This is a genomic window from Agathobaculum sp. LCP25S3_E8, assembly GCF_052117165.1.
In the GTDB taxonomy this organism is placed as follows: Bacteria; Bacillota; Clostridia; order Oscillospirales; family Butyricicoccaceae; genus Agathobaculum.
Map to the genome: position 1 here is coordinate 1 of NZ_JBQKJR010000024.1, position 24,131 is coordinate 24,131.

The 24,131-nt window shown below is 51.5% G+C and carries 24 protein-coding genes; 4 read left to right on the plus strand and 20 right to left on the minus strand.

Translation table 11 applies throughout. The features are described 5' to 3' along the window. Positions 1-145 precede the first annotated feature (145 nt). The 14 genes from ACTQ34_RS09465 to ACTQ34_RS09530 form a co-directional block, all read right to left on the minus strand. Positions 146-1,540 (minus strand): DUF6612 family protein, encoded by a 1,395-nt coding sequence (locus ACTQ34_RS09465; protein ID WP_441363595.1) that lies wholly within the window; start codon positions 1,538-1,540, stop codon positions 146-148. Between the two features lie 191 nt (positions 1,541-1,731). After that, positions 1,732-3,507 carry an Rqc2 family fibronectin-binding protein gene (locus ACTQ34_RS09470; protein WP_441363596.1) on the minus strand — a complete coding sequence of 592 codons (1,776 nt, stop codon included), beginning with the start codon at positions 3,505-3,507 and terminating at the stop codon, positions 1,732-1,734. 12 nt (positions 3,508-3,519) lie between these two features. Next, positions 3,520-4,296: a Nif3-like dinuclear metal center hexameric protein gene (locus ACTQ34_RS09475; RefSeq protein ID WP_441363597.1), complete on the minus strand. Its 777-nt coding sequence runs from the start codon at positions 4,294-4,296 to the stop codon at positions 3,520-3,522. Continuing rightward, positions 4,293-4,982 (minus strand): tRNA (adenine(22)-N(1))-methyltransferase, encoded by a 690-nt coding sequence (locus ACTQ34_RS09480; protein WP_441363598.1) that lies wholly within the window; start codon positions 4,980-4,982, stop codon positions 4,293-4,295. The genes ACTQ34_RS09475 and ACTQ34_RS09480 overlap by 4 nt, the downstream gene beginning before the upstream one ends. A 50-nt stretch (positions 4,983-5,032) precedes the next feature. Beyond that, positions 5,033-5,233, minus strand: a complete 201-nt coding sequence (locus tag ACTQ34_RS09485; protein ID WP_125114563.1) for a DUF1858 domain-containing protein — start codon at positions 5,231-5,233, stop codon at positions 5,033-5,035. A gap of 153 nt (positions 5,234-5,386) precedes the next feature. Then, a complete protein-coding gene (locus ACTQ34_RS09490; RefSeq protein WP_125114564.1) occupies positions 5,387-5,665 on the minus strand; it encodes a zinc-ribbon domain containing protein in 279 nt (92 codons plus the stop codon). Positions 5,666-5,742: 77 nt separating this feature from the next. Continuing rightward, positions 5,743-6,360 carry a sigma-70 family RNA polymerase sigma factor gene (locus ACTQ34_RS09495; protein ID WP_441363599.1) on the minus strand — a complete coding sequence of 206 codons (618 nt, stop codon included), beginning with the start codon at positions 6,358-6,360 and terminating at the stop codon, positions 5,743-5,745. A gap of 116 nt (positions 6,361-6,476) precedes the next feature. After that, complete coding sequence (gene glmS, locus ACTQ34_RS09500; protein WP_441363600.1) at positions 6,477-8,321, minus strand: glutamine--fructose-6-phosphate transaminase (isomerizing); 1,845 nt, start codon at positions 8,319-8,321, stop codon at positions 6,477-6,479. 308 nt (positions 8,322-8,629) lie between these two features. Continuing rightward, positions 8,630-9,982, minus strand: coding sequence for a phosphoglucosamine mutase (gene glmM, locus ACTQ34_RS09505; protein ID WP_441363601.1), 1,353 nt, complete (start codon positions 9,980-9,982; stop codon positions 8,630-8,632). Positions 9,983-10,019: 37 nt separating this feature from the next. Then, positions 10,020-11,060: a Holliday junction branch migration DNA helicase RuvB gene (gene ruvB, locus ACTQ34_RS09510; protein WP_302665468.1), complete on the minus strand. Its 1,041-nt coding sequence runs from the start codon at positions 11,058-11,060 to the stop codon at positions 10,020-10,022. A 12-nt stretch (positions 11,061-11,072) separates the two neighbouring features. Further along, positions 11,073-11,681 (minus strand): Holliday junction branch migration protein RuvA, encoded by a 609-nt coding sequence (ruvA, locus tag ACTQ34_RS09515; protein ID WP_441363602.1) that lies wholly within the window; start codon positions 11,679-11,681, stop codon positions 11,073-11,075. After that, positions 11,682-12,176 (minus strand): crossover junction endodeoxyribonuclease RuvC, encoded by a 495-nt coding sequence (ruvC, locus tag ACTQ34_RS09520; protein WP_441363603.1) that lies wholly within the window; start codon positions 12,174-12,176, stop codon positions 11,682-11,684. It abuts the gene before it with no gap. 107 nt (positions 12,177-12,283) lie between these two features. Further along, positions 12,284-13,414, minus strand: coding sequence for a response regulator (locus tag ACTQ34_RS09525; protein ID WP_441363604.1), 1,131 nt, complete (start codon positions 13,412-13,414; stop codon positions 12,284-12,286). A gap of 26 nt (positions 13,415-13,440) precedes the next feature. After that, positions 13,441-13,824: an Hpt domain-containing protein gene (locus ACTQ34_RS09530; RefSeq protein ID WP_441363605.1), complete on the minus strand. Its 384-nt coding sequence runs from the start codon at positions 13,822-13,824 to the stop codon at positions 13,441-13,443. A gap of 204 nt (positions 13,825-14,028) precedes the next feature. Here ACTQ34_RS09530 and ACTQ34_RS09535 point away from each other — a divergent pair, with 204 nt between their 5' ends. Next, positions 14,029-16,560: a hybrid sensor histidine kinase/response regulator gene (locus tag ACTQ34_RS09535; protein ID WP_441363606.1), complete on the plus strand. Its 2,532-nt coding sequence runs from the start codon at positions 14,029-14,031 to the stop codon at positions 16,558-16,560. 54 nt (positions 16,561-16,614) lie between these two features. On the opposite strand, the gene ACTQ34_RS09540 is transcribed toward ACTQ34_RS09535, so the two are convergent. From ACTQ34_RS09540 to trpS, 5 genes are read right to left on the minus strand one after another with little or no spacing between them, the layout of a single operon-like run. Continuing rightward, positions 16,615-17,868: a methionine gamma-lyase family protein gene (locus ACTQ34_RS09540; protein ID WP_441363607.1), complete on the minus strand. Its 1,254-nt coding sequence runs from the start codon at positions 17,866-17,868 to the stop codon at positions 16,615-16,617. Beyond that, positions 17,858-18,643, minus strand: coding sequence for a hypothetical protein (locus ACTQ34_RS09545; protein ID WP_441363608.1), 786 nt, complete (start codon positions 18,641-18,643; stop codon positions 17,858-17,860). The genes ACTQ34_RS09540 and ACTQ34_RS09545 overlap by 11 nt, the downstream gene beginning before the upstream one ends. Further along, entirely contained in the window at positions 18,640-19,788 is a 1,149-nt protein-coding gene (gene wecB / locus ACTQ34_RS09550; RefSeq protein ID WP_441363609.1) for a non-hydrolyzing UDP-N-acetylglucosamine 2-epimerase, read from the minus strand. The genes ACTQ34_RS09545 and wecB overlap by 4 nt, the downstream gene beginning before the upstream one ends. Beyond that, positions 19,775-20,938, minus strand: coding sequence for an MraY family glycosyltransferase (locus ACTQ34_RS09555; protein ID WP_441363610.1), 1,164 nt, complete (start codon positions 20,936-20,938; stop codon positions 19,775-19,777). The genes wecB and ACTQ34_RS09555 overlap by 14 nt, the downstream gene beginning before the upstream one ends. 25 nt (positions 20,939-20,963) lie before the next feature. Then, positions 20,964-21,974, minus strand: coding sequence for a tryptophan--tRNA ligase (trpS, locus tag ACTQ34_RS09560; RefSeq protein WP_441363611.1), 1,011 nt, complete (start codon positions 21,972-21,974; stop codon positions 20,964-20,966). A gap of 275 nt (positions 21,975-22,249) precedes the next feature. On the opposite strand from trpS, the gene ACTQ34_RS09565 reads away from it, so the two are divergent. From ACTQ34_RS09565 to ACTQ34_RS09575, 3 genes are all read left to right on the plus strand, one after another. After that, positions 22,250-22,618, plus strand: a complete 369-nt coding sequence (locus ACTQ34_RS09565) for a VOC family protein (RefSeq protein ID WP_373163083.1) — start codon at positions 22,250-22,252, stop codon at positions 22,616-22,618. 134 nt (positions 22,619-22,752) lie between these two features. Then, on the plus strand, positions 22,753-23,295 hold the full coding sequence (locus tag ACTQ34_RS09570) for a chromate transporter (RefSeq protein WP_441363630.1): 543 nt from the start codon (positions 22,753-22,755) through the stop codon (positions 23,293-23,295). Continuing rightward, positions 23,292-23,858 carry a chromate transporter gene (locus tag ACTQ34_RS09575; RefSeq protein WP_441363612.1) on the plus strand — a complete coding sequence of 189 codons (567 nt, stop codon included), beginning with the start codon at positions 23,292-23,294 and terminating at the stop codon, positions 23,856-23,858. Before ACTQ34_RS09570 ends, ACTQ34_RS09575 begins: the two co-directional genes overlap by 4 nt. Before the next feature lie 53 nt (positions 23,859-23,911). On the opposite strand, the gene ACTQ34_RS09580 is transcribed toward ACTQ34_RS09575, so the two are convergent. Next, on the minus strand, positions 23,912-24,118 hold the full coding sequence (locus ACTQ34_RS09580; protein ID WP_441363613.1) for a DUF6514 family protein: 207 nt from the start codon (positions 24,116-24,118) through the stop codon (positions 23,912-23,914). Positions 24,119-24,131 lie beyond the last annotated feature (13 nt).

A 24,131-nucleotide genomic window follows, 5' to 3' on the forward strand; every position in this document is an offset into this window, starting at 1 on the left:
AAGGCAAAGCTAAAGGGCTTGCCGCCTGCAATTCACAGACAACAAGCCCTTTCGGCTGCTTAAACAATTTTTGCTTTCAAATATTGTCTAACTTTTGGGGGTCACTTCATTTCCGTTCCGGTTTTTCTTTCAAAACTCCTATAAATCAGGCTGCAAGTCCATCCACGCCGCCAATCAGTGCGGTGGTGCCACCGATCATATCGACGTAAGTATCCAGATCACTCGGCAGGGTAATTTTAACATTGTCACCCAATCCGTTCACCGTGCAATCCATCGTCATGTTCAGAGTCACACTCTGACCTTCTGCAGTCATCGACATCTTCATAGCCAAGTTCATATTCTTGATATCGCCATTGGAAATGGTAACCTTAGAGGACACATTTTCAAACTTGACCTGCACATCCATGCTGCTCATATCCATACCCATGTTTGCCAAAACAGAATTGACCAGTGCATTCATTCCGGAGGAAGAGTAGGTAACCGTCATGTCACTGCCGGATTGGTCAATCGCCTCGATGAGGCAAAGCGGCTCAGAAGACTGCATACCGGTCAAATCTCCCATTTGCGCCATCACATCTTCCACCGACATATCCATTTTGAACTTCTGGTCGCCCATGTTCACGTAGTACACGCCATCTGTGTAATAATACGCGATATCCTGATTGATGGTTGCCGGCGCGCCCTGCTCGACCATCGATTCATTCATGTTGATTTTTACCGTGCCGGTCATCGCAATCTTGGACTGGTCCATGTTTTCCTGATTGGCATCCACCTTTATGTTAAGCGGCATGGTCAAATCCATGATTTTGGTGTCGCCCATTGATACATCTGCCGCAATGTTTGCGGTCATATCCATTTTCGTTGCACCATTCATCTTGGAGGATGCGTCCGTATAGGCAGCGTAGCGGTCAAAGAACGCCAGCAGACTGCTCGCTTTGTTTGCGTCAACCGCACCGTCATCCACCAGCTTCTTCAGCAGTACGGAGTTCTCATCACCCTTCACCGGTGTATCCAGCGCCGTCAGACTCATGGCCGCAACATGATCGCGGAGGAAATTATCCTGATCGCAGTTTGCATAATCTACCAGGCCGATCGATTCGCCAAACGATACTGCCTGCGCATAAGTAAAGTCACCGCCAGCCGTATCACTATAGCCCAAAGCACGAAGCAAGAACGTCGTATACATCTGTGCGGAGCATCCTTCTTCCGGCTCAAACGTGGTCGCAGTTGCGCCCGTTGTCAGACCGTTATCATACAGATACTGTACATACGGTTTTTCCCAACCAGCCAGATCGGTAAACGGCGCAGTATAATCCAGCGTTTTCGCTTCCTCTTCCTTACCCAGCAGACGAACCAGCATGGTTGCCGCTTCCGCACGGGTCGGTGCACGATCCAGTTCATAGCCTTGCGCCGTTCCTTGGAACAAGCCCAGATCCTTAAGCTGATCCGCGCAGTGATCATAATTTGCCGCACCTGCGGTTGCCATCAGGCTGGCAGCCGCAACAGCCGCAACCAAAGCAATTCTGAACTTACTTTTCATAGAGTTACCTCCTTTTATTGACAGTGACATACACTGTGATTAGTTTTATTCTATCATCTTAATGTAACAAAGTAAATAGATTCTCGAAAGAATACGCCGTATCCAACCACCGTTTTACACAAAGAGAGACACGGCACTTTTCACCAGTGCCGTGTCTCAACCAAACACACCTATTCTTTGCCCTGTCCCAGTTACTCCACACGGAGCTTTTCGATCATGGCTTCATCCGGCGTTACATAAGCAGTCTGGTACACATGATAAATTACCATACCCGGTTTTGCACCTGCCGGCTTCTTCACCTGCCGCACCGGTGTATAATCCACCGGTACCCGCGAGGACTGCCGCGCCTTGGAGTGATATGCGGCAATCATTGCAGCCTCTGTCATCGCCCGATCGGTGGGTTCCCGCCCATCCGTAACCAGAATCACATGTGAGCCGTGAATTTTTTGCGTATGGAACCAAATATCACTCTTAAACGCGGTTTTAAGCGTGAGCAAATCGTTTTGCAAGTTGTTCTTTCCGGCAAACACTTCAAAACCGTCGCTCGTACGATAGTGGAAAGGTTTAGCCTGAACAGGTTTTGTGCGCAGCTTCTTGTTACGCGTCTGCTTATTAGAGAGAATGCCTGTCTGCGTCAGTTCTTCACGCAGCTGAGACAGGTCACGCTCACTTTCCGCCTCTCCCAACGCAACCAAAACGCTTTCCAGATAGTCCAAATCGGCCTTGCCCTGCTCAATCTGCTGGGTCAGCACAGTCTCTGCTGTTTTCGCTTTATTATATAGTTTGAAATACCGCTGCGCATTTTGCTGCGGTGTCAGACGCACATCCAGCGTAATTTCTACTTCTGGACAGTCTTCAGCGTAGTAATCCACCACGGTCGCCTTGTTCATGCCTTTTTCCAGTTGATACAGGTTTGCGGTAATCAGGTCACCCATGTGCTTATACTGCTCGCGATTCTGCGTCGCATCCAGTTCCTTCTGCTGCGCTGCCAGTTTACGTGCCAAACGGTCCCGTGCGTTGGTGACCGTCTTATGCAGATCGGCCGATCGACGCGCCATGCGCTCGATTTTTCCCTTTTTCTCATAGAACGCCGCAAGTAGCGCAGAAAAACTATCCGCCTGCGAAACAGTCATCAGCCCTTCATACTGCGTCACCGGCAGAAAAGTGAAGTCAAATACCGCTCCGTTTTCTACTTTGGTGAGTAAAAACGGTTTCCAGCGGTTTTCCTGCACATAGGTGATGAAATCATCGTACACCTGCCCCAAGCATTCCTTCTGCGCATCCGACATAGTGCCAATCCGTACTGCAGCATCTCCGGTTGCACGATAACTTAGCTCTCGGCACAGCAGCGGTGAAAAGCCCAAAAGTTGACCGAGCAGGAAACGGTCAAGCGTCTGTTCTCCATCCGCCTGCGTAACCGCAGCAGCCACCCCCGCACCAGACAGAGTAAACGGATCATGTTTATCCTGCGCGGGCGGCATGCGATAAAATAAGCCAGGCAGCACCTGTCGTTTACCGGACAGATCGCCGTCGATACGACGCATAGCGTCAATAATGCGATTATCCTCGCCGCACAGAATAACATTCGAGTGTTTGCCCATCAGCTCACAGATCAGATGCTTTTTGCAGGGTACACCCATTTCATCGGTTGTGTCCAGCTCAATCGTCAGCATGCGCTCAACCGCAGGCTGCACAATTGCCGCAATCTTCGCACCCTGAACGTGCTTGCGCAGCAGCATGCAAAACATCGGTGGCGCCGCTGGATTTTCACGCGCCGCGTCTATGAAATGCACGCGCGCCGCACCGGCCGCAATCGAAATCAACAGGCGTTTTGCGCCTCCCGGCCCTCTCGTTTGCAGCACAATTTCATCGCGATCAGGCTGATAGACTTTTTCCACGCGGCAGCCCGCCAGCATCTTATTTAATTCATGCGTCACTGCCCCAAGGCAAATGGCATCTAATGGCATATGAAACCTTCCTTAAACAAATTGGATACAGTCGGCATGTCGTTCGGAAACCATCGTCCGCACTTGCGGGAACGCGCCGACAATCTGCTCCGCAAATACTGCGGCAATCGGGTTTTCTGTCGGGAAATGCCCCGCGTCAACCAGCGTCAGCCCCAAAGACTGCGCACGCTGCATCAAATCATAGCTGCAATCTCCGATAACAAACGCATCCGCGCCTTTGGCCAGTGCATCATCCATCATCTTACCGCAAGCACCGCCGCCAACTGCGACGCGATGAATGACATGACCACCGTCACAGAAGCGAACACCGCCCGCACGCAGGCACTCCTTTACATATGCGGCAAACTCCTGCGGCTGCATCTCACGCGGCAAGTCCCCCACGCGACCCAGCATCCGGTTGTCCCCCGCTTCCATGTTTGCCACATTGGTCAGAAACAATGCGGCAGCCAGCGCATCATTCACGCCGCCCCATGCGCTGTCCGCATTGGTGTGCATACAGATGAGTGCAACATCATGCTTAATTGCCGCGCGCAATACGCGCCCGGTTACATCATCGGTAGTCACACGGCTCACCGAAGTAAAGATAACCGGATGGTGCGCCACAATCAGCTGTGCGCCGCGCGCCACCGCTTCCTCCACCACCTGTTCGGTAATATCCAACGCACACAGCGCGGCCGTCACCGTCTGATTGCGGTCGCCGCACAGCAACCCCACATTATCCCAATGCTCCGCCAGCTCCGGCGGCGCGAACCCTTCCAGAAACGTTAAAATATCCTGTACCGTACTCATTGCAATCCCTCCAATGCCTGTTGAATTTCCAAAACCAGACGGCGCTGCATATCCAAACAAGCTGTATCCAGTACACTTGCTTGTTCCATGCCCGCCAACGCACGATTTTCGCGCGTCAGCAATGCCTGCAAATACGCCTTGGCCCCATCCGCTTGCAGCAAGGCAGGAGACAATGCACATTGCCACAGCGGAAACTCCTTTTTCTCTACGCCACCACGGACAGACAGCACCACATATTGTCGCCGATCCTCCCGGCACAGCGTTTCACGCTCAATGGCATAACCATGCGCCCATAGCCATTGACGCAGCTCGTAGACCATGGTCATCGGCTGCAAGAGCAATAAATGCTGTCCCCGTTCGCACCACGGCGCTGCACCCAAAATTTCCGCGATGGTCTGCCCACCCATACCGGCGATGCTGACCGTATCGCATTCCTCCGGCTGCACAGCGTCCAGACCCGCGGCCAACCGCAGGGACAGAGAAACACCATGATCCTGTGCGTTGCGCGCAGCATGCGCCAGCGGTCCTTTTCCGATATCCGATCCAATCGCGGCAGTAATTCTTCCCTCCAGCAGCAAGGACACCGGCAGTTTACCATGATCCGTGCCGATATCCGCAAGCCTTGCACCCTGCGGAACAAGCGATGCCAGACATGCGAGCCGCGGCGTTAAAACCATACTTTCCATATTTCACCCAAAAAAAACAGAGCCGGCGTTAGCCGGCCCCGGTTTTGCTCTTATTCGCCCAGAAAAGCGTTCAGCTTTGCAACCAGCTCATCTGCATTGGTGCCGTGTACCATGCAGGCCTCCTCAATGCTCTCGCCCTGCGACGCCGGGCAGCCGAGGCAATGCATGCCAATTTCCATGAAAAACTTTGCCGTATCCAGATTGCGGTTGAGCACCTCGCCAATCGTGGTCTTTTTCGTAATCGCAGCCATAATAGACCTCCATATATCTTTGTTTGTTATCAGTATACCGCAAAGATGCACATATTTCAATCACAAATACAAAAAATTCACTGTTTCCTGCGGGTTTCAGCAGATACAAAAAGGGTGTCCGGCAACGACCGGGCACCCTTCTGTTAACTATTCTCAGCCCTGCTCGCGCATCTTTGCGAAGCACTCGCTGCAATATACCGGACGGTCGGACTTGGGTTCAAACGGAACACGAGCCTCGCCGCCGCAAGCAGCACAGGTAGCGGTGAAATACTCACGCGGGCCGCGGGCCGCGTTCTTGCGTGCATCGCGGCAAGCCTTGCAGCGCTGCGGCTCGTTCTGGAAACCGCGCTCTGCGTAAAACTCCTGCTCGCCTGCGGTGAACACAAATTCCTTACCGCATTCCTTGCATACTAAAGTCTTGTCTTCGTACATGGTTTTTACCTCTCTTTGATACCGTTCCCTCGGGAAACTGAAATTATATGCGCACAGGCTTTCCCGCCTGCAAACGCCTATTGGGGTTTGATAGCTGCCGATTTTCGCTTGATGCGCTGGATGGCATTATCCACAGACTTGATCGGTTTTTGCAGCGCTTCCGACATCTCCTCATAGGATAAGCCGTCCAGAAACAATGTCAAAACCCTCGCCTCGAATTCAGACAACAGCGAGTAAAGCTGACGAATCAACTCTTCTCTCTCCTCGTTGCCGATCACCAGCGATTCTGGATCACCAATCGGTGCCGTAACCCGGGTGTGCGATTCCGCAAGGTCCTCAAACAGAGGTCGATCGATTGACACGGAACGATTCAGCGGATCATGCTTGAGTGAAGAAGCGGCGCGCACAGCGGAAAAAATCTTCCGCATCACACACAGCTTTGCAAAGGCGCCAAACGGTGCCCCCTTTGACTCGTCATATTCACGCATTGCCTTCATCAGTCCAAGCATACCCTCCTGTATCAAATCCTCTGCATCCGCCCCCACCAGAAAATAAGGACGCGCACAGGTTTTCACCAAGCGGGTATATCGTTTGACCAAATCCTCCGCCGCCGAACCGTCTCCCTGCTGTGCCATACGACATAGCACTTCGTCAGATAACGGCGCGGATGAAAGCATTTTGTAACCATTTCTCATGTCAAGACTCATTATATGCGATAGTTCTGGAAATGTCAAGAAATTTTTGTGAATTCTACTGTTTTGCCTTAAAATAACCTATTCATTTTTGTGATGATTGCCTAATACCTCTGTATTTATTCAACTGTGACCGATTTTGCCAGGTTTCGCGGCTTATCGACATCGCAATTTCGCTCCACCGCTACATAGTATGCCAAAAGCTGCATCGGAATAATCGAAAGCGAGGCAGAAAATTCGTACAGACACTTCGGCAAGCGAATAATATGCTGGCAAACTGACTCGTCCCCGGTAAAGTCATCGGTCGTCACAAGCACCACCACGGCACCACGAGACACAACCTCACGGATATTGGAAACGGTTTTTTCAAACAGAGCGGGCTGTGTTGCCAAGGCGACCACCAGTGTCCCCTCTTCAATCAGCGAAATTGTGCCGTGCTTCAGCTCACCCGCCGCATACGCTTCCGAGTGGATATATGAAATCTCCTTAAGTTTGAGTGATGCTTCGAGCGCCGCCGCATAGTCTAATCCACGTCCCAAAAAGAATACGCTTGGGCGGTTGGCATACAGCGTTGCGATGCGCTGCATATCCTCCTGACACGCAAGCGCCTTCTCGATACATTCAGGCAGGCGCTGCAGTTCCGCGCAAAGTGCACGCTCATCGCCGATAGAAATCAGGCCGCGCGTACGGGCAATCTTTACGGAAATAAGATACAGAGCAGATAACTGTGCAGAATACGCCTTGGTCGTTGCAACCGAAATTTCCGGCCCTGCCCAAGTGTACAACACACCGTCTGCTTCACGCGCAATGGTGGAGGATACGACATTGACAATTGCAATAGTAAACGCCCCCGCCTGCTTGGCCATACGCATGGCTGCAAGCGTATCCGCTGTCTCCCCCGACTGACTGATGACAATGCACAAATCTTTTTTTCCGATAATTGGATTCTCATAACGGAACTCGGAAGCGACCTCCGCGGTGCAGCGGATACGGCACATCGCCTCAATCACACGCTTGCCCACCATGCCTGCGTGCAGCGCCGAACCACAGCCAACGATATGAATATTTTCAATGTCCCGCAGACGCTCATCGGTCAAGCCGTTATCTTCAAACACAACCGCATTGTTCTGAATACGCGGATTTACCGTATCCGCCACCGCCTTCGGCTGCTCCATAATCTCCTTGAGCATGAAATGCTGATAGCCGCCTTTTTCCGCAGCGGACATATCCCAGCTCACAGTCTGTACGGCTTTTTCCACCACGTCACCAAACTCATTCATCACAATGACGCTGTCCGGTCGGACAATAGCAACCTCATTATCATCCAGAATGATATAGTTTTTGGTGCGTCCGATAATTGCAGTAATATCGGACGCAATCATATTTTCGCCTTCGCCTACGCCGATAATAAGCGGATTGTCGCGCCGTGCGGCAACGATTTCCTCCGGATTGTCCATCGACACCACACCCAGCGCGTACGAGCCGCGGATACGCTGTACTGCATTAAGCACGGTTTTCGCAAGGTCCTCCTGCTTGCCCGTATGCAGATAGTCGACCAGATGCGCAACCGTCTCAGTATCGGTCTCCGACTGGAAGGTGTAGCCATGCGCCTCCAACCGCTCACGCAGTTCTTTATAGTTCTCAATAATACCGTTATGGACTACCGCTACCTTGCCCATACCGTCTCGTCCGCCCAGATGCGGATGCGAGTTACGGTCGGACGGCTCGCCATGCGTGGCCCAGCGTGTATGACCGATGCCGCAGGTGCAGTACAGGTCACCCTCTTCGCGAATTTTTTCCTCCAGATTCGAAATACGTCCGCGCGTTTTGACCACGCGCAGACCATCCTTTGTAAACGCTGCAATGCCCGCAGAATCATAACCACGGTATTCCAAGCTGTAAAGTCCTTTTATCAAAATCGGCAGCGCATTTTCGCGCCCCGTAAAACCGACAATTCCACACATAAACGTAAATCCTCCAAAAAAAGAAGCTGAATTTTTAAAAATAGATATAAAAATAGTGCGTTATGCATAACTGCTCTGTCCGCACAGTCGCCCGTGCGTTTTAACAGTCTGCTTACGACCAACCCACTCATGGCCGAAGGGCACCCGCCGAAACCTTCGATGAACCCTTTCCTCGTCAACTGCGATACCGGCTGCACCGCAGTTCTGGCGCTTTCTCCGCTATTCACTTGTCATCATATACTCTCACCTTCCTTCAAACAAACAAGGTGGATGCGAAAACCACATCCACCCCTGTTGGCTCTTTCTTATTATACGACAGACTCAATGACTTTAGCAACCCTTTTTGCCAAAGTATCCACCTGTTCGCTGTCTTTGCCTTCCACCATTACGCGGACAAGCGCCTCTGTACCGGACGGACGCACCAGAATACGACCGTTTTCAGCCAGTTCCGCCGACGCCGCATCAATCGCGGCCTTGACCTCCGGCAACTCCTGCAACGTTGCTTTCTTGTCATTAGGCACCTTGACGTTGATCATCAACTGCGGCCACGGTACTACTTCCGCCGCGATTTCCGAGCACTTCTTGCCGCTTGCTTTGAGAATCGACATAAACTGCAACGCAGTCAGCTCACCATCGCCCGTCGACGCATACTCCAGGAAAATGACATGGCCGGACTGCTCACCACCCAGAATATACCCCTTTTGCAGCATCATTTCCAGAACGTAACGGTCGCCCACATTAGAGCACTCAATGCGCATGCCATTCTTTTCCGCATAAGCATGCAGGCCCATGTTGGACAGTACTGTTGCCACAAACGCACCGCCGCGCAGCTTGCCTTCTTTCTTCATATGCGCCGCGCACACCGCCATAATACGATCGCCGTCCAGCTCCTCGCCGGTTTCATCGACAATCAGGCAGCGGTCTGCGTCGCCATCAAACGCTACACCCAAATCAAAGTCGCCGTTACGCACACGCTTTTTCAGCTGCTCCAGATGCGTCGAACCACAGTTATCGTTGATGTTGATACCGTCCGGCTCATAGAAGCGGATTTCCGCCTTGCACTCGACCAGACGCATCAGGCGCTCAACCGTGGTCGAAGATGCACCGTTTGCGCAGTCCACCGCTACACGCAATCCAGACAGATCGCCCTTGATGGTTTCCGCCAGATGGTCGGTATATTCCACCACCGGATCAATCTTGCTTTTAATCACGCGGCCCAGTTTTTCATGGGTCATCTTCGGAATAGATTCAAAATCGTCGATCAGGTCTTCGATCTTCGCCTCGGTTGCATCCGGCAGCTTATAGCCGTTGCCCGCAAAGATCTTGATACCGTTATACTCGAATGAGTTGTGGCTTGCCGAAATGACAATACCTGCATCTGCCTTATGCTTGATGGTCAGAAATGCCACCGCCGGCGTCGGAATGACACCAAGCAGCTCCACATCCGCGCCAACCGAACAAATACCGGCCACCAACGCATTCTCCAACATATCCGAAGAAATACGAGTATCCTTACCAATCAGCAGTTTGGCCTTGCCAGTGTGCGTTGCCTCCTGCGTCAGCGCATAGGCAGCCGCGGCTCCTATCTTAAAGGCCAACAATGCATCCAATTCAAGGTTTGCCACACCACGAACGCCGTCTGTTCCGAAATATCTACCCAATACAAAACACCTAACTTTCTTATTTTAAGCGGCAGCTTTACAGCATTTGCTGTCCATCCGCCGGCTCCATATGCATATGACGATAAGCCTGTACCGTGACGCACCGTCCGCGTGGAGTACGGCTGAGAAAGCCTATCTGCATCAGATATGGCTCGTAAACATCTTCCAATGTAATCGCTTCTTCGCCAATCGTAGCCGCCAGCGTATCCAGCCCAACCGGACCGCCCCCGTAATTGAGCATGATGCTTTTGAGCATCCTCCGGTCGACATTATCCAGCCCAAGCTCGTCAATCTCGAGCGCACGCAGCGCCATGTCTGCACTTGCTTTATCAATCGTACCCGTACCACGCACCTGCGCAAAATCGCGCACACGACGCAGTAATCGGTTAGCAATACGCGGTGTGCCACGGCTGCGGCGTGCAATCTCAAACGCGCCCTCGTGTTCACACGGCACATTCAAAATGCCGGCCGATCGCTCCACGATCTGGCAAAGCTCCTCCGGCGAATACAACTCCAAACGAAGCATAACACCGAAACGGTCACGCAAGGGACTGGTCATCTGTCCCGCTCGTGTCGTCGCGCCGATGAGCGTAAACCGAGGCAGGTCAATACGAATCGAGCGAGCCGACGGCCCCTTACCAATGATAATATCGAGCGCATAATCCTCCATCGCCGGATAGAGAATTTCCTCCACTGCTCGGTCAAGACGATGAATCTCATCGATAAACAAAATATCATTTTCCGAAAGATTTGTCAATAAAGCCGCCAAATCTCCCGCTTTTTCGATTGCTGGACCGCTTGTAACGCGGATATTGACACCCATCTCACTGGCGATAATGCCTGCAAGCGTCGTCTTGCCAAGGCCGGGCGGACCGTAAAGCAATGTATGATCGAGAGATTCTCCGCGCATCTTCGCCGCTTCAATATATACGCTTAAGTTTTCCTTCGCCTTGGTCTGGCCGACATAATCTGCCATGGTTTTTGGACGCAGCGAATTTTCGGTCTCATCCTCGGAAAGCTGGCGCGTGGAAATGATTCGCTCGTCGTCCGCCATCCCGCCGGAAAATTCTATACTCAAAGGAACACTCCCTTACTGTTTGACCAGCTTTTTCAAACACTGGCGGATGATTTCCTCCGCCGGCATCTGCGCGGTATCCAGCCCTTCCATCGCGCGAAGTGCCTCCGCCTGACTGTATCCGAGCACCATCAGCGCCGCTACCGCCTCCTGCGTATGATTAACGCCGCCGGAAGTGACTGACGCAGCTGCCGGAGAAGCCGACGAAGCGGTTTCCAGCTGCTCTTTACTCATCTTATCCCGCAGCTCCAGCACAATGCGCTGCGCAATCTTCTTGCCGATACCCGGAGCCTGCATCAGCATTTTTTCGTCTCCAGTGATGATGGACAGTGCAAGCCTGTCCGGCGGCGCGACCGACAAAATGGACAGCGCTGCTTTCGGGCCAACGCCGGACACACCAATCATCATTTTAAAGCACGATTGCTCCTCTTCATCGATAAAGCCATATAATTCAAAAATATCCTCACGTACATTCAAATAGGTGAGCAGACGCGCATGCGCGCCGATTTTCAGCTTGCCAATCGTGTTCTGCGACGCATGACAGGCATAGCCCACGCCGCCGCAGTCAATCACGGCAAGCCCTTGTTCGAGCACGGTAACCGTGCCATCTACGTAATAAAACATTTACAGTAAACCCTCATATCGCATTGCCTGTCTGGAATGACCATGACAAATGGCCAGTGCAAGCGCATCGGCTGCGTCGTCCGGCCGCGGCAGCTTAGTCAAATGCAGAATACTTTTGGTCATCTCCATCATCTGCTTTTTCTCCGCATTGCCATAACCGACCACCGCCATTTTCACCTGATTCGGCGTATAAGAAACCGGATGCAGACCTTTCTGCGCCAACGCAAGCAAAATTACCCCACGCGCCTGCGCGACTTGAATGCCGGTCGTGATGTTTTTGGAAAAGAACAGTTCCTCGATGGCGACCTCATCCGGATGGAATGTGTCCACCAGCGTCCCGATGTCATCGTATATTTCACACAGCCGCAGATGCATCGGCATACCAGGTTTGGTCGTTGCCGCGCCATACTGTACGGGCGTAAATTTCATATTGTCAAACCGTACCACGCCGTAACCGATAGTACCATACCCTGGATCAATGCCAAGAATCGTCATAAACGCAAACCTCTGCTTTGTAACTAAAGTATTTTACCATGAAACCACGCAATATGCAACCTGATTTGCCAAGCGCAGCATTCTCTCTGCAGGGCATGGTTTATTCTTCATTCAAGCTCACCCCGCGTGAGCAGCTCCTCAATTGAATCTCGAGCACTTTCGATTATCTGGAACATCTCTGATGAGATCATGTTTCCCGCTTCACCGGACAATGCACGCAGCGCGCGGTCAAAGCAGTCCGGTGTGTCCCGATATTTACGCAAATATAAATTGCATCGCATAGCAGCATGCACCAGCTGCGCGGCAATCGGTACGGCAACCGGCTCCTGCGTCACAGGATAGCCTGTCCCGTCATAATTCTTATGATGCCAACGCATCACATCCGCACAAATTTTCACAAACGGATGCGGTTTTTCACTCTCCAGCAAAGCATAGCCCAATTCCGTATGCCGCATATACGATGTACGCCCCGGCTCCGGTTGATCTGCTCCTAAAGCGATGACCTCATCCGGAACTCCAATAAAGCCAATATCGCAGATCCGTGCAGCTTGCTGCACGTATGCTGCCTGCAATTCCGTCAGGCCGCCACTCGGATGCTGCAAACGCCATACAGCCGCCAATCGCTCTGTTAAGCGCGGAATCACCGGACTGGGTGTCGGTTGAACACCGGTGCGGTATGCGCATAATACAGATATTTTCTTGCACCAACCATCAACCAGCTGGGCCGCTTGTTCGGCAGATAGCTGCTCCGGCAACCCATCCAGCAAGGAGATACCTGCTTGGGCTGGTAGTTTCTCTTTTTCAGGCCCCTCTGTCACGACTGCATCGCGCTTATCCAAAATTGTCCCATTCTCCGGCCAGGCGGAACGCACGATACTGCATACCCGCTCCTGCACGGAATGCGGGTCGACAGGCTTAACCAGAAAATCCACCGCACCGTGCTCCACACCGTTCATCACATTGTCTCGACTTGCATCCGACGTAATCAAAATAATCGGCAGCTGTGTTGTCAGTGCGTTGGTTTGCAGACGGTGCAGCAGCGTAAATCCTGCGCCCCGACGCCCTAGGCAAATATCCACCAGAGCCGCGCATATCCGCTCGGTATTCTTTTGAATAAAGGAAAGCGCCTGATTGGCCTCCTGACAGCATTCCACTCGAAAAATGCCCTTGAATATTTCGTTTAAAATGGCCAAATCCAGCTCTGAGTCATCTACAATCAATAACGTATCTCGTATCATAGGCTTTCCTCCCAACGGTCATCTTGTCAATCTGCCAAAATAGAATCCATCTGCCGCAACAGTTCGGACAATTTTTCACTTTCCACCTCGGCCTCCCGAAGCAACCCTTCCAGCTTGCGCATGTGCTTAAAGCCGGAAGTGCGATACTCTACCAAAATCGCCTGTACACACTCGGCCAAATTCTCTGCAGACAGATTTGCCGCAGTCCCTTTGAGCGTATGCACCAGCATATAAAAGGTCTCATCATCCTCCTGTTGCAGCGCCGTGCGAATTTCTCCAAAGCGCAGCACATCCGGCAGACGACGAACAAACTTCAAAAACAAAGCCGTATTGCCCATAAAGCGACCGATCGCCTTTTGGGTATTAATGCCGGCCTCATCCAATTTTTTCAGTAAAACGGTTTGATCCATGATATTGCTTCTCCCTCGCAGCGTATTTATCCATGAAGCAGGAATCGATTTCATTATACCGCAGAAAGGCAAAGCGGGCAAGCTGCACAGGCATATGTGGCAAAATTCTTCATCCAGCCATCCTGATTTCCCTATGGGAGAATTGACAAATGCGTGTCAGTGTCCCATACTGGCAATGGAGCATAAACCGGAAGGAGAAAATAGATGAAGCACCACAAAGCAAAGAATCGTACCACGCTGCACAATTTATGGCTCAACGTTGTGTTTTTACTGTTTTTTGCCGCTTTAACCATCTTCAGTCTATATATGATGCGCGAAAAGCTGCTGCAAAACGCCCAACAATTCGGCACTTCCTTGACCCAGAATTACGCAGCTGAGGAGCAGAACCATATTGATACCTATAGCGCTATGATGAATCTTGGAACGCAGTATCTCGACCAGATGACTGAAAACAATGCCAGTGAGCAGCAAATCCAAACATGGATTGAAAACTTTTTTCGAAAAATGCCGCAGGTGTTGAAGAACGATTCTGTGGATTTATATGCGGTTGTCGAAGGACGCATTGTTGCTGCCAACCCATGGGAGGGCGATGCCTCTTATGATTTTCGCCAGACAGATTGGTATCGTATGGCAATGGAGGCAAACGGCGAAGTGGTTTTTACCGCCGCCTATCCAGATGTCATCACAGGAAAACAGGTTATCACCATTGCACAGAAAGCGCGCAATTCCGATAACATGCTGCTGTTTGATGTATTTCCAGAAAAATTCCACACGACTGACGATATGCAGCCCCTGCCGGAGGGCAGCTCCTATTATCTATGCGATCAGACGGGTACACTGCTGTATGCACACGAAACTGCCGCGCATGAGGATACGCAGCTGCAGCCGTATGTGGACAGTCTGGTTCAGCGCATTAAAGAAGGCTCGCTCGATCCATATGACGCCAGCATCATAGGGCCGGACGGCAATCCATGCGGCGTCTATTACTACCGGATGAGCAACGGCTGGATCACCATTTTAACCATCCCGTTCCGCACGGTACTGCGTGAGTTGACCGGCATTTACCGTCTTTTCCTACTGCTCTCTTCCCTGTTTTTAATTGCCGCCGTGTTGCTGTCTATCCGTGATTACCGTTTGAACCGCAAAATGCGCCGCACAGATGATACTGTCCGCGCGCTCGGCAACCTGTATTATGCTATCTATCGCGTCAACTATAAAACAGGCGTTTATGAAGCCATAAAATGTGCAAATGATACCCGCCGCCAAATCAGCACAACGGGCCGCTACACGGATTTATTGCGTATCATACAAAATGTCGTTGCACGCAGTACCTATGAGGAATTCGCCAGCAGTTTTTCGCTGGAGAACATCCAACAGCTGGTACATGACCAGGTGCCGGAATTCGGTGGAGACTACCTACGCCGCTTTGAAAATGGCGAACGCTGGGTGAATGTCAGCATTCTGTTTGACGAAGCGTTTGCACAAGACGAAGTCATCCTTGCATTTCGTGAAGTCAATCAGGAAAAGACGCGCCAGCTCGAACAGCTGGAGCTGCTGCAAAACGCACTGGAATCTTCCCACCGGAGCGAGGCGGATAAAAACGCATTTTTCAGCAATATGTCGCATGATATGCGCACGCCGCTCAACGCCATTATCGGCCTTTCCGAATTGGCGCAGCGAGATCTCGACAACCAAGACAAGCTGAAAACGCTGCTGGACAAAATCCTGTTTTCCGGCCAGCAATTGCTCCACCTCGTCAACGATGTACTGGAAATCTCGCGCATGGAGCAGGGCCATATCTCTCTTGACTATCATCCGATCGATTTGCATCAGTGCGTAGAAGACTGCGTGGAAATTTTCCGTCATCAAGCCAAAAAGGAGGAAAAGAACCTCTCGCTTGCATGTAATTTGCGCCATAGCATGGTATTAGGAGACGCTTCACGCATCAGCCAAATCCTAAACAATCTGTTGTCCAACGCTTTTAAATACAGTGAACCCGGCTCCTCCATTACCGTCCGACTCAACGAAAACAATTCTGATAAGCACAGCAGCTATGAGCTTTCGGTGCAGGATACCGGCATCGGAATGTCTGAAGAGTTTCTCCAACATGTTTTCGAGCCCTATGCGCGGGAAACCCGTTTCAGCGCGCGCTCTGTGGTCGGCACCGGACTGGGCATGGCAATTGTCCACAGCTTGGTTAAGCGTATGGACGGCGAAATCCGTGTGTCCAGCGAATTAGGGCATGGCAGCATCTTTACGGTCACACTGCCGCTGCAAGCTGTCACGGAGTCGGAAACCTCTACCAGTATGAAGGCAACCGAATTACCCACGCAAATCGAACCATCTGCATTCGATCTGCGTGGGAAAAAGCTACTGATTGCCGAAGACAATGAAATCAACATGGAAATCGCAACCGAAATCCTGTCAATGCATGAAGTGCAGGTTGTGCAGGCGTGGGATGGGCAGCAGGCCGTGAATATTTTTTCCGCATCACAGCTGCACGAATTTGATGCCATCTTAATGGACATGCAAATGCCGAATATGGACGGCTGTCAGGCAGCGCACACAATTCGCATGTTACATCGTGCAGACGCGGCGACCATTCCGATCATTGCCGTGACCGCAAACGCCTTTCCGGAGGATATAGCGAAAACGCAGGCCGCCGGCATGAATGCGCATATTGTCAAGCCTATTGACTTCACGATTTTGTGTCAACTACTGCAGGCCCTAACCTAAAAAACGTATGTTCTGCAATCAAAAAGGGACGGTGAAAGCCGTCCCTTTTTGATGTCAGTTTTTCTGATTGCGAATGCGTTCCGCCGCAAGCAGAATACCTGCTTTTCCTGAAGAATAAGTCAAGCCCCCCTGCATATAGCACACATATGGTTCGCGCATGGGCGCATCGGCAGACAGTTCGATTGACGCGCCTTGCACAAAGGCACCTGCCGCCATAATAACCGGGTCGTCATATCCCGGCATTGCCCACGGTTCGGGCGTAACGAACGAATCGACCGGCGCACCGGCTTGAATGCCCTCGCAAAAGCGGCACAGCGGCTCGGGAGCTCCAAACGCAATTGTCTGGATAATGTCATACCGCGGCTCTTCTGCCTTGGGACTGACCTCATAGCCCAGCAGTTCCATCACCTTAGCGCAGAAAATTGCAGTCTTGAGCGCCTGTGCCGTCGTATGCGGCGCCATAAACAGGCCCTGATAAAGCAGACGATTCTGTCCCATCGTGCAGCCGCATTCACCGCCGATGCCCGGTGCGGTCAGTTTATAAGAAGCATTTTCTACCAGATCCGCACGTCCTGCAATATAGCCACCCGTCGGCGCCAAACCGCCGCCTGGATTTTTGATGAGTGAACCCGCGATTAAGTCCGCGCCAACCTGTGTCGGTTCAATATCCTCCACGAACTCGCCGTAACAGTTGTCCACCATGATTGCAGCATCCGGATTAACCTGACGCACAGTTTTGCAGATTTCTCCAATTTCCGCACAGGACAGCGTCTTGCGCACGGCATAGCCACGGCTGCGCTGGATAAATACCAATTTTACACTCTGGTCCTGTGCCGCCTGTGCAATGGCCGACAAGTCGGGCACGCCGTTTACCAAATCCACCTGCTTATAGCCAATTCCATAATTTTTCATGCTGCCGCAGTAATCGCCCGTGATGGTATTCTGCAGCGTGTCATACGCAGGACCGGTGACAGAAAGCACGGTATCCCCTGCCTGCACCGCAGAGAACATTGCGCAGGACAGCGCATGGGTGCCGTTAACAAAACCAATGCGCACCAGTGCGGCTTCGGTGCCGAAAATATCCGCGTAGATACGGTCAAGCGTATCCCGACCATGGTCATCATAGCCATATCCGGTCGTTCCTGCGAACAGGTTGTCAGACACGCGGTTTTTCGCAAATGCCGCGAGTACTTTCTCCGTATTTCGGTCGCATACCTCTTCAATCCGCGCAAAATGCGGCATGATTTCGCGCTCGGCCTGTTGACCGAGCGCGCGAATTTCTTCCGATATTTGTAATTTATTCATCATTCTGTGTATTTTCTCCCAATAGCTTTTGACCGTTCGGCAACGTAAACAGTGTATCCTCCGGCTGTTCGGTTTTCAGATTACTCACCACGACCTGACGCGCCAACGTTTCACCCTGATAAAAAGAAGCCTTTTTCAGCAAGCCAGAGGCTGCGGAAATGTAGTAAACACAGCGGTATCCTTCCTGCTCGAACTCGACCATAATACACGGCTCATTATCGATATCCTGCCGGCCTGCGCTGGACAGGACCACGCCTTCATCCAGCACATCTTCATAAGTGGGCAGCATCGCTGCAGAGTCATCCGAAAACTCGCCCCATGTCCCCTTATAAAAGGTGGTGCTGCCGTTCTCCCACGTATATACAGTATCACCTGCACGCAGCAATGTGCTTTGCGCCGCCCCCGCTTCGGTCAACCAATCGGTACGAACCAGATTATCACGCATGTACTGATGACAGCGAAGTGTAGACGAGCCGCCAGTATAATACAGCGTATTCTCGATAACACAGCTGTACGCTTCCGGCCGTTTTAAAGAAGCAATGACCTTTTGCGCGTTATCCGGTCCAATCGTAACGTCTGCCACGCTTTGCGCCGTCAGCAACTGACTGCCGGAGCTGACGGTCGGCGCATTCTCCGTACCGCTTTGCAGCACAATACCGGTGTCCTTTCGATGCAGCACGCCGGATGAGAGTACATAGCTTAAAAACAGCAGTCCTACCAACACCGCCGCACCAATTGCCGCAACCATTGGGGTCGACGGGTTTTTGTACGGCTTCATGGTGCGAACGGAGCCGGTCCATCCGACCGTAAGCCAAAATAGTGCTCAATCGCCTGCAAGATACGTGCAGAAGTCTTGCCGTCTCCATACGGATTGACCGCATGCGCCATCGCCGCATATGCATCCGGATCATCAAACAACTCGCGCGCCAAACGGACAATATTTTCCTGATCTACGCCTGCCAACTTAACCGTTCCCGCCTCAATGGCCTCCGGACGTTCTGTTTCGCGGCGCAGCACGAGTACCGGTTTACCCAAGCTGGGCGCCTCTTCCTGCAAGCCGCCCGAATCGGTCATGATCAGATAGCAGCGCGCCATCAGATTGTGCATCTCGTCCACCGCCAGCGGATGAATCAGATGCACGCGCTCGTTTCCGCCTAAAAACTTTTCCGCCGTCTCGCGGACATACGGGCTGAGGTGTACCGGATATACGAAGTGCACATCCGGGTACGCTGCCGACAGTTCTGCAATCGCACGGCAAATGTTTTCCATCGGCTCACCGTAGTTCTCACGACGATGCGCAGTAACGAGAACCACACGGTTATTTTCAAAATCCAGCGATTTAAGCTGTTCATCACGGAACACAAAATCCGGCCGAACGGTGATATGGATCGCATCAACGACCGTATTGCCGACCACACTCACACCCTCCGTAATGGCTTCACGCGCAAGATTGTCTCGGTTGCGCGGCGTCGGCGCAAAGTGCAGCGTTGCAATCTGACCGGTCAGTTTGCGATTCATCTCCTCGGGAAACGGAGAATATTTGTCATATGTGCGCAAACCTGCCTCCACATGACCCACCGGGATTTTGTGGTAAAATGCAGCAAGCGCACCGGCAAATGTTGTAGACGTATCACCATGTACGAGCACGATATCCGGCTTGGCCTGCTCCAGCACCTCATCCAGACCATGCAGACTCTTTTCTGTAATCAGCGCCAGCGTTTGACGCGGCTGCATAATGTTCAAGTCATAATCCGGCTTGATATGGAAAATATCCAACACCTGATCGAGCATCTCACGATGCTGCGCCGTTACACATACGATAGACTCGGTATTCTCATTCTGCTCCAGCGCATGCACCAACGGCGCCATTTTGATGGCCTCCGGTCGTGTGCCGAATACCGTCATCACCTTAATCTTGCTCATGTTCTTTATCCTCCTGTACCGCATCCTCTGCCCCTTCAGACTGCGCGGTCTTGTCCGATTCTTCTCCGCCGTGCGATATTTCCTCGTGCTCGGCCGGGTGCTTTGCCCAGTGCTCTGCCCCGTAAATGATGCAGGCACCAACCAGAATTGCCGCCAGCACCGCCAGCAGCAGGACAATCGCCTTCACCTCGCCTGACGAGGTCAACACCACCGCCGTCAAGCCAAGGGTTGCACTGATGGCGTACAAAATTGCAACCGCCTGCTTCTGGTTGAATCCCATATCGATAAGTTTATGATGCACGTGCCCGCGATCCGGACTCATCGGACTGCGTCCTGCGGCCACACGACGGATGATCGCGTTTGCTGTATCGAAAATCGGCAGACCAAGAATCAAAAACGGCACCGCAAACGAAATCACCGCATAAAATTTGAACAACCCCATAATGGAAACCGTGGCCAGCATATATCCCAAAAAGGTCGATCCGGTATCCCCCATAAAAATCTTTGCGGGATTGAGATTATACGGCATAAAACCAATACACGCGCCTGCCAACGCCGCCATTGTCACCGCAATGGTCATATTGCCAGTCAAAAGAGCGACTGCCAGCATGGTAATCGCTGCAATCGAAGATACGCCAACCGCAAGGCCATCCAGTCCGTCGATCAGGTTTACCGCGTTGGTAATGCCGACAATCCAGATGATGGTAATCGGAATCGCCAAAATCCCCAAATGAAAATACGGCGTATCCGAAAACGGATTTAAGTTGGTAAACAGCTTGATCTGCAAATCACCCACGCAAACCGGAATCGCGGCAGCCACGATCTGCACCACAAATTTCAGCTTGGCTCCCAGCGCCAAAACATCGTCAAAAATGCCCAGTGCGACAATCATGGATGCACCCAGCAGCACACAGAGCATGGTCTGGTCCAATTCTCCAAAAATCAGGATGGAAGCCAGAAACCCGCCGAATATTGCCAGACCGCCCAAACGAGGAATCGGCTCCTTGTGCATACGGCGGTTGTCCTTCGGCACATCAATCGCACCCACCTTATGGGCGAACTGCTTGACAGGTGGTGTGAAAAAATAAGACAATACACCTGCAACAACAAATGCAGCCAAAATCACACCACTTACAATATATTCAGGCATTATTTTTTCCCCTTAAAGACGGTATTCAGCGTCCCACAAAGCCAACCTTCCGGTAAACCTTGCTCAGCGTCTTGCGCGCCAAATAAGACGCTTTCTGCGCGCCCTCGGTATAGACCTGCTCCAGATAATCCTTATTGCGCAGCAGATCCTCCGTCTTTTCGCGGATCGGGCGCAGCAACTCTACCACCGCTTCACCAACCGCCGGCTTGAGTTCTCCATAACCCTTGCCTGCAAATTCCGCTTCCACTTCCGCAATGGACTTACCGGTCGCTACGGCATAAATCTGAATCAAATTGGACACGCCCGGCTTTCCAACCGGATCCATCACGATGCGGGAATCCGAATCGGTAACTGCGCGCTTGAACTTGCGCATGATGTCCTCCGGCTTATCCATCAGCAGAATAAATCCATTAGGATTCTCATCCGACTTGCTCATTTTTTTCTCCGGATCGGACAGGCTCATGATCTTCGCGCCCTCTCCTGCCTTGGGATAGCGGCCTTCCGGAATCGTGAAGGTACCCGGGAACAAACCGTTAAAGCGGTTTGCGATGTTTCGGCAAATCTCAATATGCTGGCTTTGATCCACACCGACCGGAACCAGATTGGTCTGGTACAACAGAATGTCCGCCGCCATCAGCACCGGATAAGTGAACAAGCCCACGTTCACATTATCCGCATGCTTTGCGGATTTATCCTTAAACTGTGTCATGCGAGATGCTTCCCCAAACATGGTAAAGCAGTTGAGCACCCAAGCCAGTTCTGCATGTGCCGGAACATGGCTCTGGATAAACAAAATGCTCTTTTCCGGATCCAATCCGCAGGCAATATACTGCGCCAGAACTTCCAGCGTTGCATGGCGCAGAGCCGCCGGATCCTGACGAACCGTAATTGCATGCATATCAACCACACAATAAATGCAGTTGTAATCCTCCTGCAAAAGCGGAAAATTGCGAATTGCGCCAAGATAATTACCCAATGTCAGCTTACCGGAGGGCTGCACACCGGAAAAAATTGTTTGCTTCTGGTTTTCGCTCATAGCTAAGACTTCCCTTACTCAATGGATTGTGATTCTTTCGTACGAAGCAAACCACCCCATACTTATCAGTAATCATACCATATTTCCCGTTTTCTTGCAACGAATTTTATTATTTTCCCATTTAGTTTGTCTTTTAACCTCGACTCTTTTTGCAGGTGACTTAGGGTTTTCTCTGTATATTTTTCTGTTTAGCGTGGTAAAATTTTCGGATAGCGATTGTGTTTTTTGCAAAAACGTGGTACAGTAACTTCACAACAACAAGGAGGACACCTTTTATGCAATTCACATTTGCCCACAATAACTATAATGTGCGCGATCTCGATCGTTCACTCGCTTTTTATAAGGAAGCGCTTGGCTTGAACGAAGTCCGCCGCATTAACGCGGACGATGGCAGCTATGTCATTGTTTATCTCAGCGACGGTGTTTCCAAGCACCAGCTTGAACTGACTTGGCTGCGGGATTGGGAGCGTCCCTATAATTTGGGCGACAACGAATTCCATCTGGCTTTTGTTGTGGATGATTATCCCGCCGCGTACCGCAAACATCAGGAGATGGGCTGCATCTGTTTTGAAAACCCGGCAATGGGAATTTATTTTATTTCCGACCCGGACGGCTATTGGCTGGAAATCGTGCCCGGCAAATGATATGCTCCTGCGGCGTGAACATAAGGAAAACAAGGAGGCCGCCGTTATGCCGGCGGCCTCTTAATTTTGTCACAATCGCCCGGCACTATCATTTTTTGAATCCATCTTAATGCGCGAAAGGAATGAATGTACCTTTGAACCCATATCTGGATTTATTTTTGACCTTTGCCCGCATCGGCGTCTGCACCTTTGGCGGCGGCTATGCCATGCTGCCGATTTTACAGCTTGAAGTGGTAGAAAAACGCGCATGGACAACCGAAGATGAGCTGATGGATTATTACGCAATCGGTCAATGCACCCCTGGCGTCATTGCCGTCAATACCGCCACTTTCATCGGCTATAAACGGCGCGGCATTTTGGGCGCCATCTGCGCTACAGCCGGAGTGGTATTTCCCTCTCTGGTCATTATCATTATCATTGCCGCGTTCATTCAGCAGTTCGCCCACTTGCAGATTGTGCAAAACGCATTTTCCGGTGTGCGCATTGCAGTATGTGCGCTGGTCGTACAATCCGTTTGGAAATTGGCAAAGAAAAGCGTCGTAGACATACCGACAGCGCTGATTCTGCTGATTACCTTTGCAGCAGTTGCCTTTTTCGGTGTTTCCCCTGTGATTATGGTCATCTTTTCCGGTGCGGCCGGCATTCTACTTGGACTTCTCCGGAGGCGGCGCGCATGATTTTTTTACAGCTTTTTTGGGAGTTTTTCAAAACGGGTCTTTTTTCCATCGGCGGCGGCTTGGCTACGCTCCCGTTTCTTCAAGATATTGCACAGAATTATCCTTGGTTCACCTCCAGCGACCTGCTGGATATGATTGCGGTTTCTGAGTCCACCCCCGGCCCTATGGGCGTCAACTCGGCAACCTACGCCGGTTTTCGTGCTGCTGGTGTCCTCGGTTCGTTAACTGCGACCTTCTCATTGGTGCTGCCATCGGTCATTGTCATCGTCCTCATTGCCCGCGCACTGACGCGTTTCCGCGATTCATCTTTGGTACAAGATGGCTTTTACAGTCTGCGCCCAGCCTCTGCCGGCCTGATTTTCGGCGCCATGCTCGAAGTCTTTGCCTCTTCCCTGTTTCACACAGAGCTGTGGAGCGGACTATCCAGCATTGTATCTGTACTCAATGTCCCGGCTATCGCTTTTTTTCTCGTCTTATCGTTTGCGATTTGGAAATTCTCCAAAATCCATCCCATCGTTTTCATCGGTGTGGGGGCACTTTTTGGCATATTGTTTCATTTTTAAAATAACGCGGCAGGAGTCGATAAGCTCCTGCCGCGTTTTCGCTTCTCTCGTTTCTACCGTGCCAAATAGTCTTCCACCACATCCCGAAAATGTACAGCCGCAACGCCATTTTCCTGAAGAAAGGCCGCCAGCAAAGTTATTTCTTCTAAAGAAGATGCAATATCCTCGATACTGTCAATTTGCTCCTGCTCCCCTATAACAGCGATTCCATATTGCTCTCTGCTGTCTGACTTGCCTTTGGTTACCACATAGCGAACCACGTTTATCACCCCC

Excerpts from the sequence above, each read along its gene's own strand:
- ACTQ34_RS09465 (WP_441363595.1), bottom strand. The coding sequence starts at position 1,540 with ATGAAAAGTAAGTTCAGAATTGCTTTGGTTGCGGCTGTTGCGGCTGCC.
- ACTQ34_RS09470 (WP_441363596.1), bottom strand. The coding sequence starts at position 3,507 with ATGCCATTAGATGCCATTTGCCTTGGGGCAGTGACGCATGAATTAAAT.
- ACTQ34_RS09475 (WP_441363597.1), bottom strand. The coding sequence starts at position 4,296 with ATGAGTACGGTACAGGATATTTTAACGTTTCTGGAAGGGTTCGCGCCG.
- ACTQ34_RS09480 (WP_441363598.1), bottom strand. The coding sequence starts at position 4,982 with ATGGAAAGTATGGTTTTAACGCCGCGGCTCGCATGTCTGGCATCGCTT.
- ACTQ34_RS09485 (WP_125114563.1), bottom strand. The coding sequence starts at position 5,233 with ATGGCTGCGATTACGAAAAAGACCACGATTGGCGAGGTGCTCAACCGC.
- ACTQ34_RS09490 (WP_125114564.1), bottom strand. The coding sequence starts at position 5,665 with ATGTACGAAGACAAGACTTTAGTATGCAAGGAATGCGGTAAGGAATTT.
- ACTQ34_RS09495 (WP_441363599.1), bottom strand. The coding sequence starts at position 6,360 with ATGAGAAATGGTTACAAAATGCTTTCATCCGCGCCGTTATCTGACGAA.
- glmS (WP_441363600.1), bottom strand. The coding sequence starts at position 8,321 with ATGTGTGGAATTGTCGGTTTTACGGGGCGCGAAAATGCGCTGCCGATT.
- ruvA (WP_441363602.1), bottom strand. The coding sequence starts at position 11,681 with ATGTTTTATTACGTAGATGGCACGGTTACCGTGCTCGAACAAGGGCTT.
- ruvC (WP_441363603.1), bottom strand. The coding sequence starts at position 12,176 with ATGACGATTCTTGGCATTGATCCAGGGTATGGTACTATCGGTTACGGC.
- ACTQ34_RS09525 (WP_441363604.1), bottom strand. The coding sequence starts at position 13,414 with ATGATACGAGATACGTTATTGATTGTAGATGACTCAGAGCTGGATTTG.
- ACTQ34_RS09530 (WP_441363605.1), bottom strand. The coding sequence starts at position 13,824 with ATGGATCAAACCGTTTTACTGAAAAAATTGGATGAGGCCGGCATTAAT.
- ACTQ34_RS09535 (WP_441363606.1), top strand. The coding sequence starts at position 14,029 with ATGAAGCACCACAAAGCAAAGAATCGTACCACGCTGCACAATTTATGG.
- ACTQ34_RS09540 (WP_441363607.1), bottom strand. The coding sequence starts at position 17,868 with ATGATGAATAAATTACAAATATCGGAAGAAATTCGCGCGCTCGGTCAA.
- ACTQ34_RS09545 (WP_441363608.1), bottom strand. The coding sequence starts at position 18,643 with ATGAAGCCGTACAAAAACCCGTCGACCCCAATGGTTGCGGCAATTGGT.
- wecB (WP_441363609.1), bottom strand. The coding sequence starts at position 19,788 with ATGAGCAAGATTAAGGTGATGACGGTATTCGGCACACGACCGGAGGCC.
- ACTQ34_RS09555 (WP_441363610.1), bottom strand. The coding sequence starts at position 20,938 with ATGCCTGAATATATTGTAAGTGGTGTGATTTTGGCTGCATTTGTTGTT.
- trpS (WP_441363611.1), bottom strand. The coding sequence starts at position 21,974 with ATGAGCGAAAACCAGAAGCAAACAATTTTTTCCGGTGTGCAGCCCTCC.
- ACTQ34_RS09565 (WP_373163083.1), top strand. The coding sequence starts at position 22,250 with ATGCAATTCACATTTGCCCACAATAACTATAATGTGCGCGATCTCGAT.
- ACTQ34_RS09575 (WP_441363612.1), top strand. The coding sequence starts at position 23,292 with ATGATTTTTTTACAGCTTTTTTGGGAGTTTTTCAAAACGGGTCTTTTT.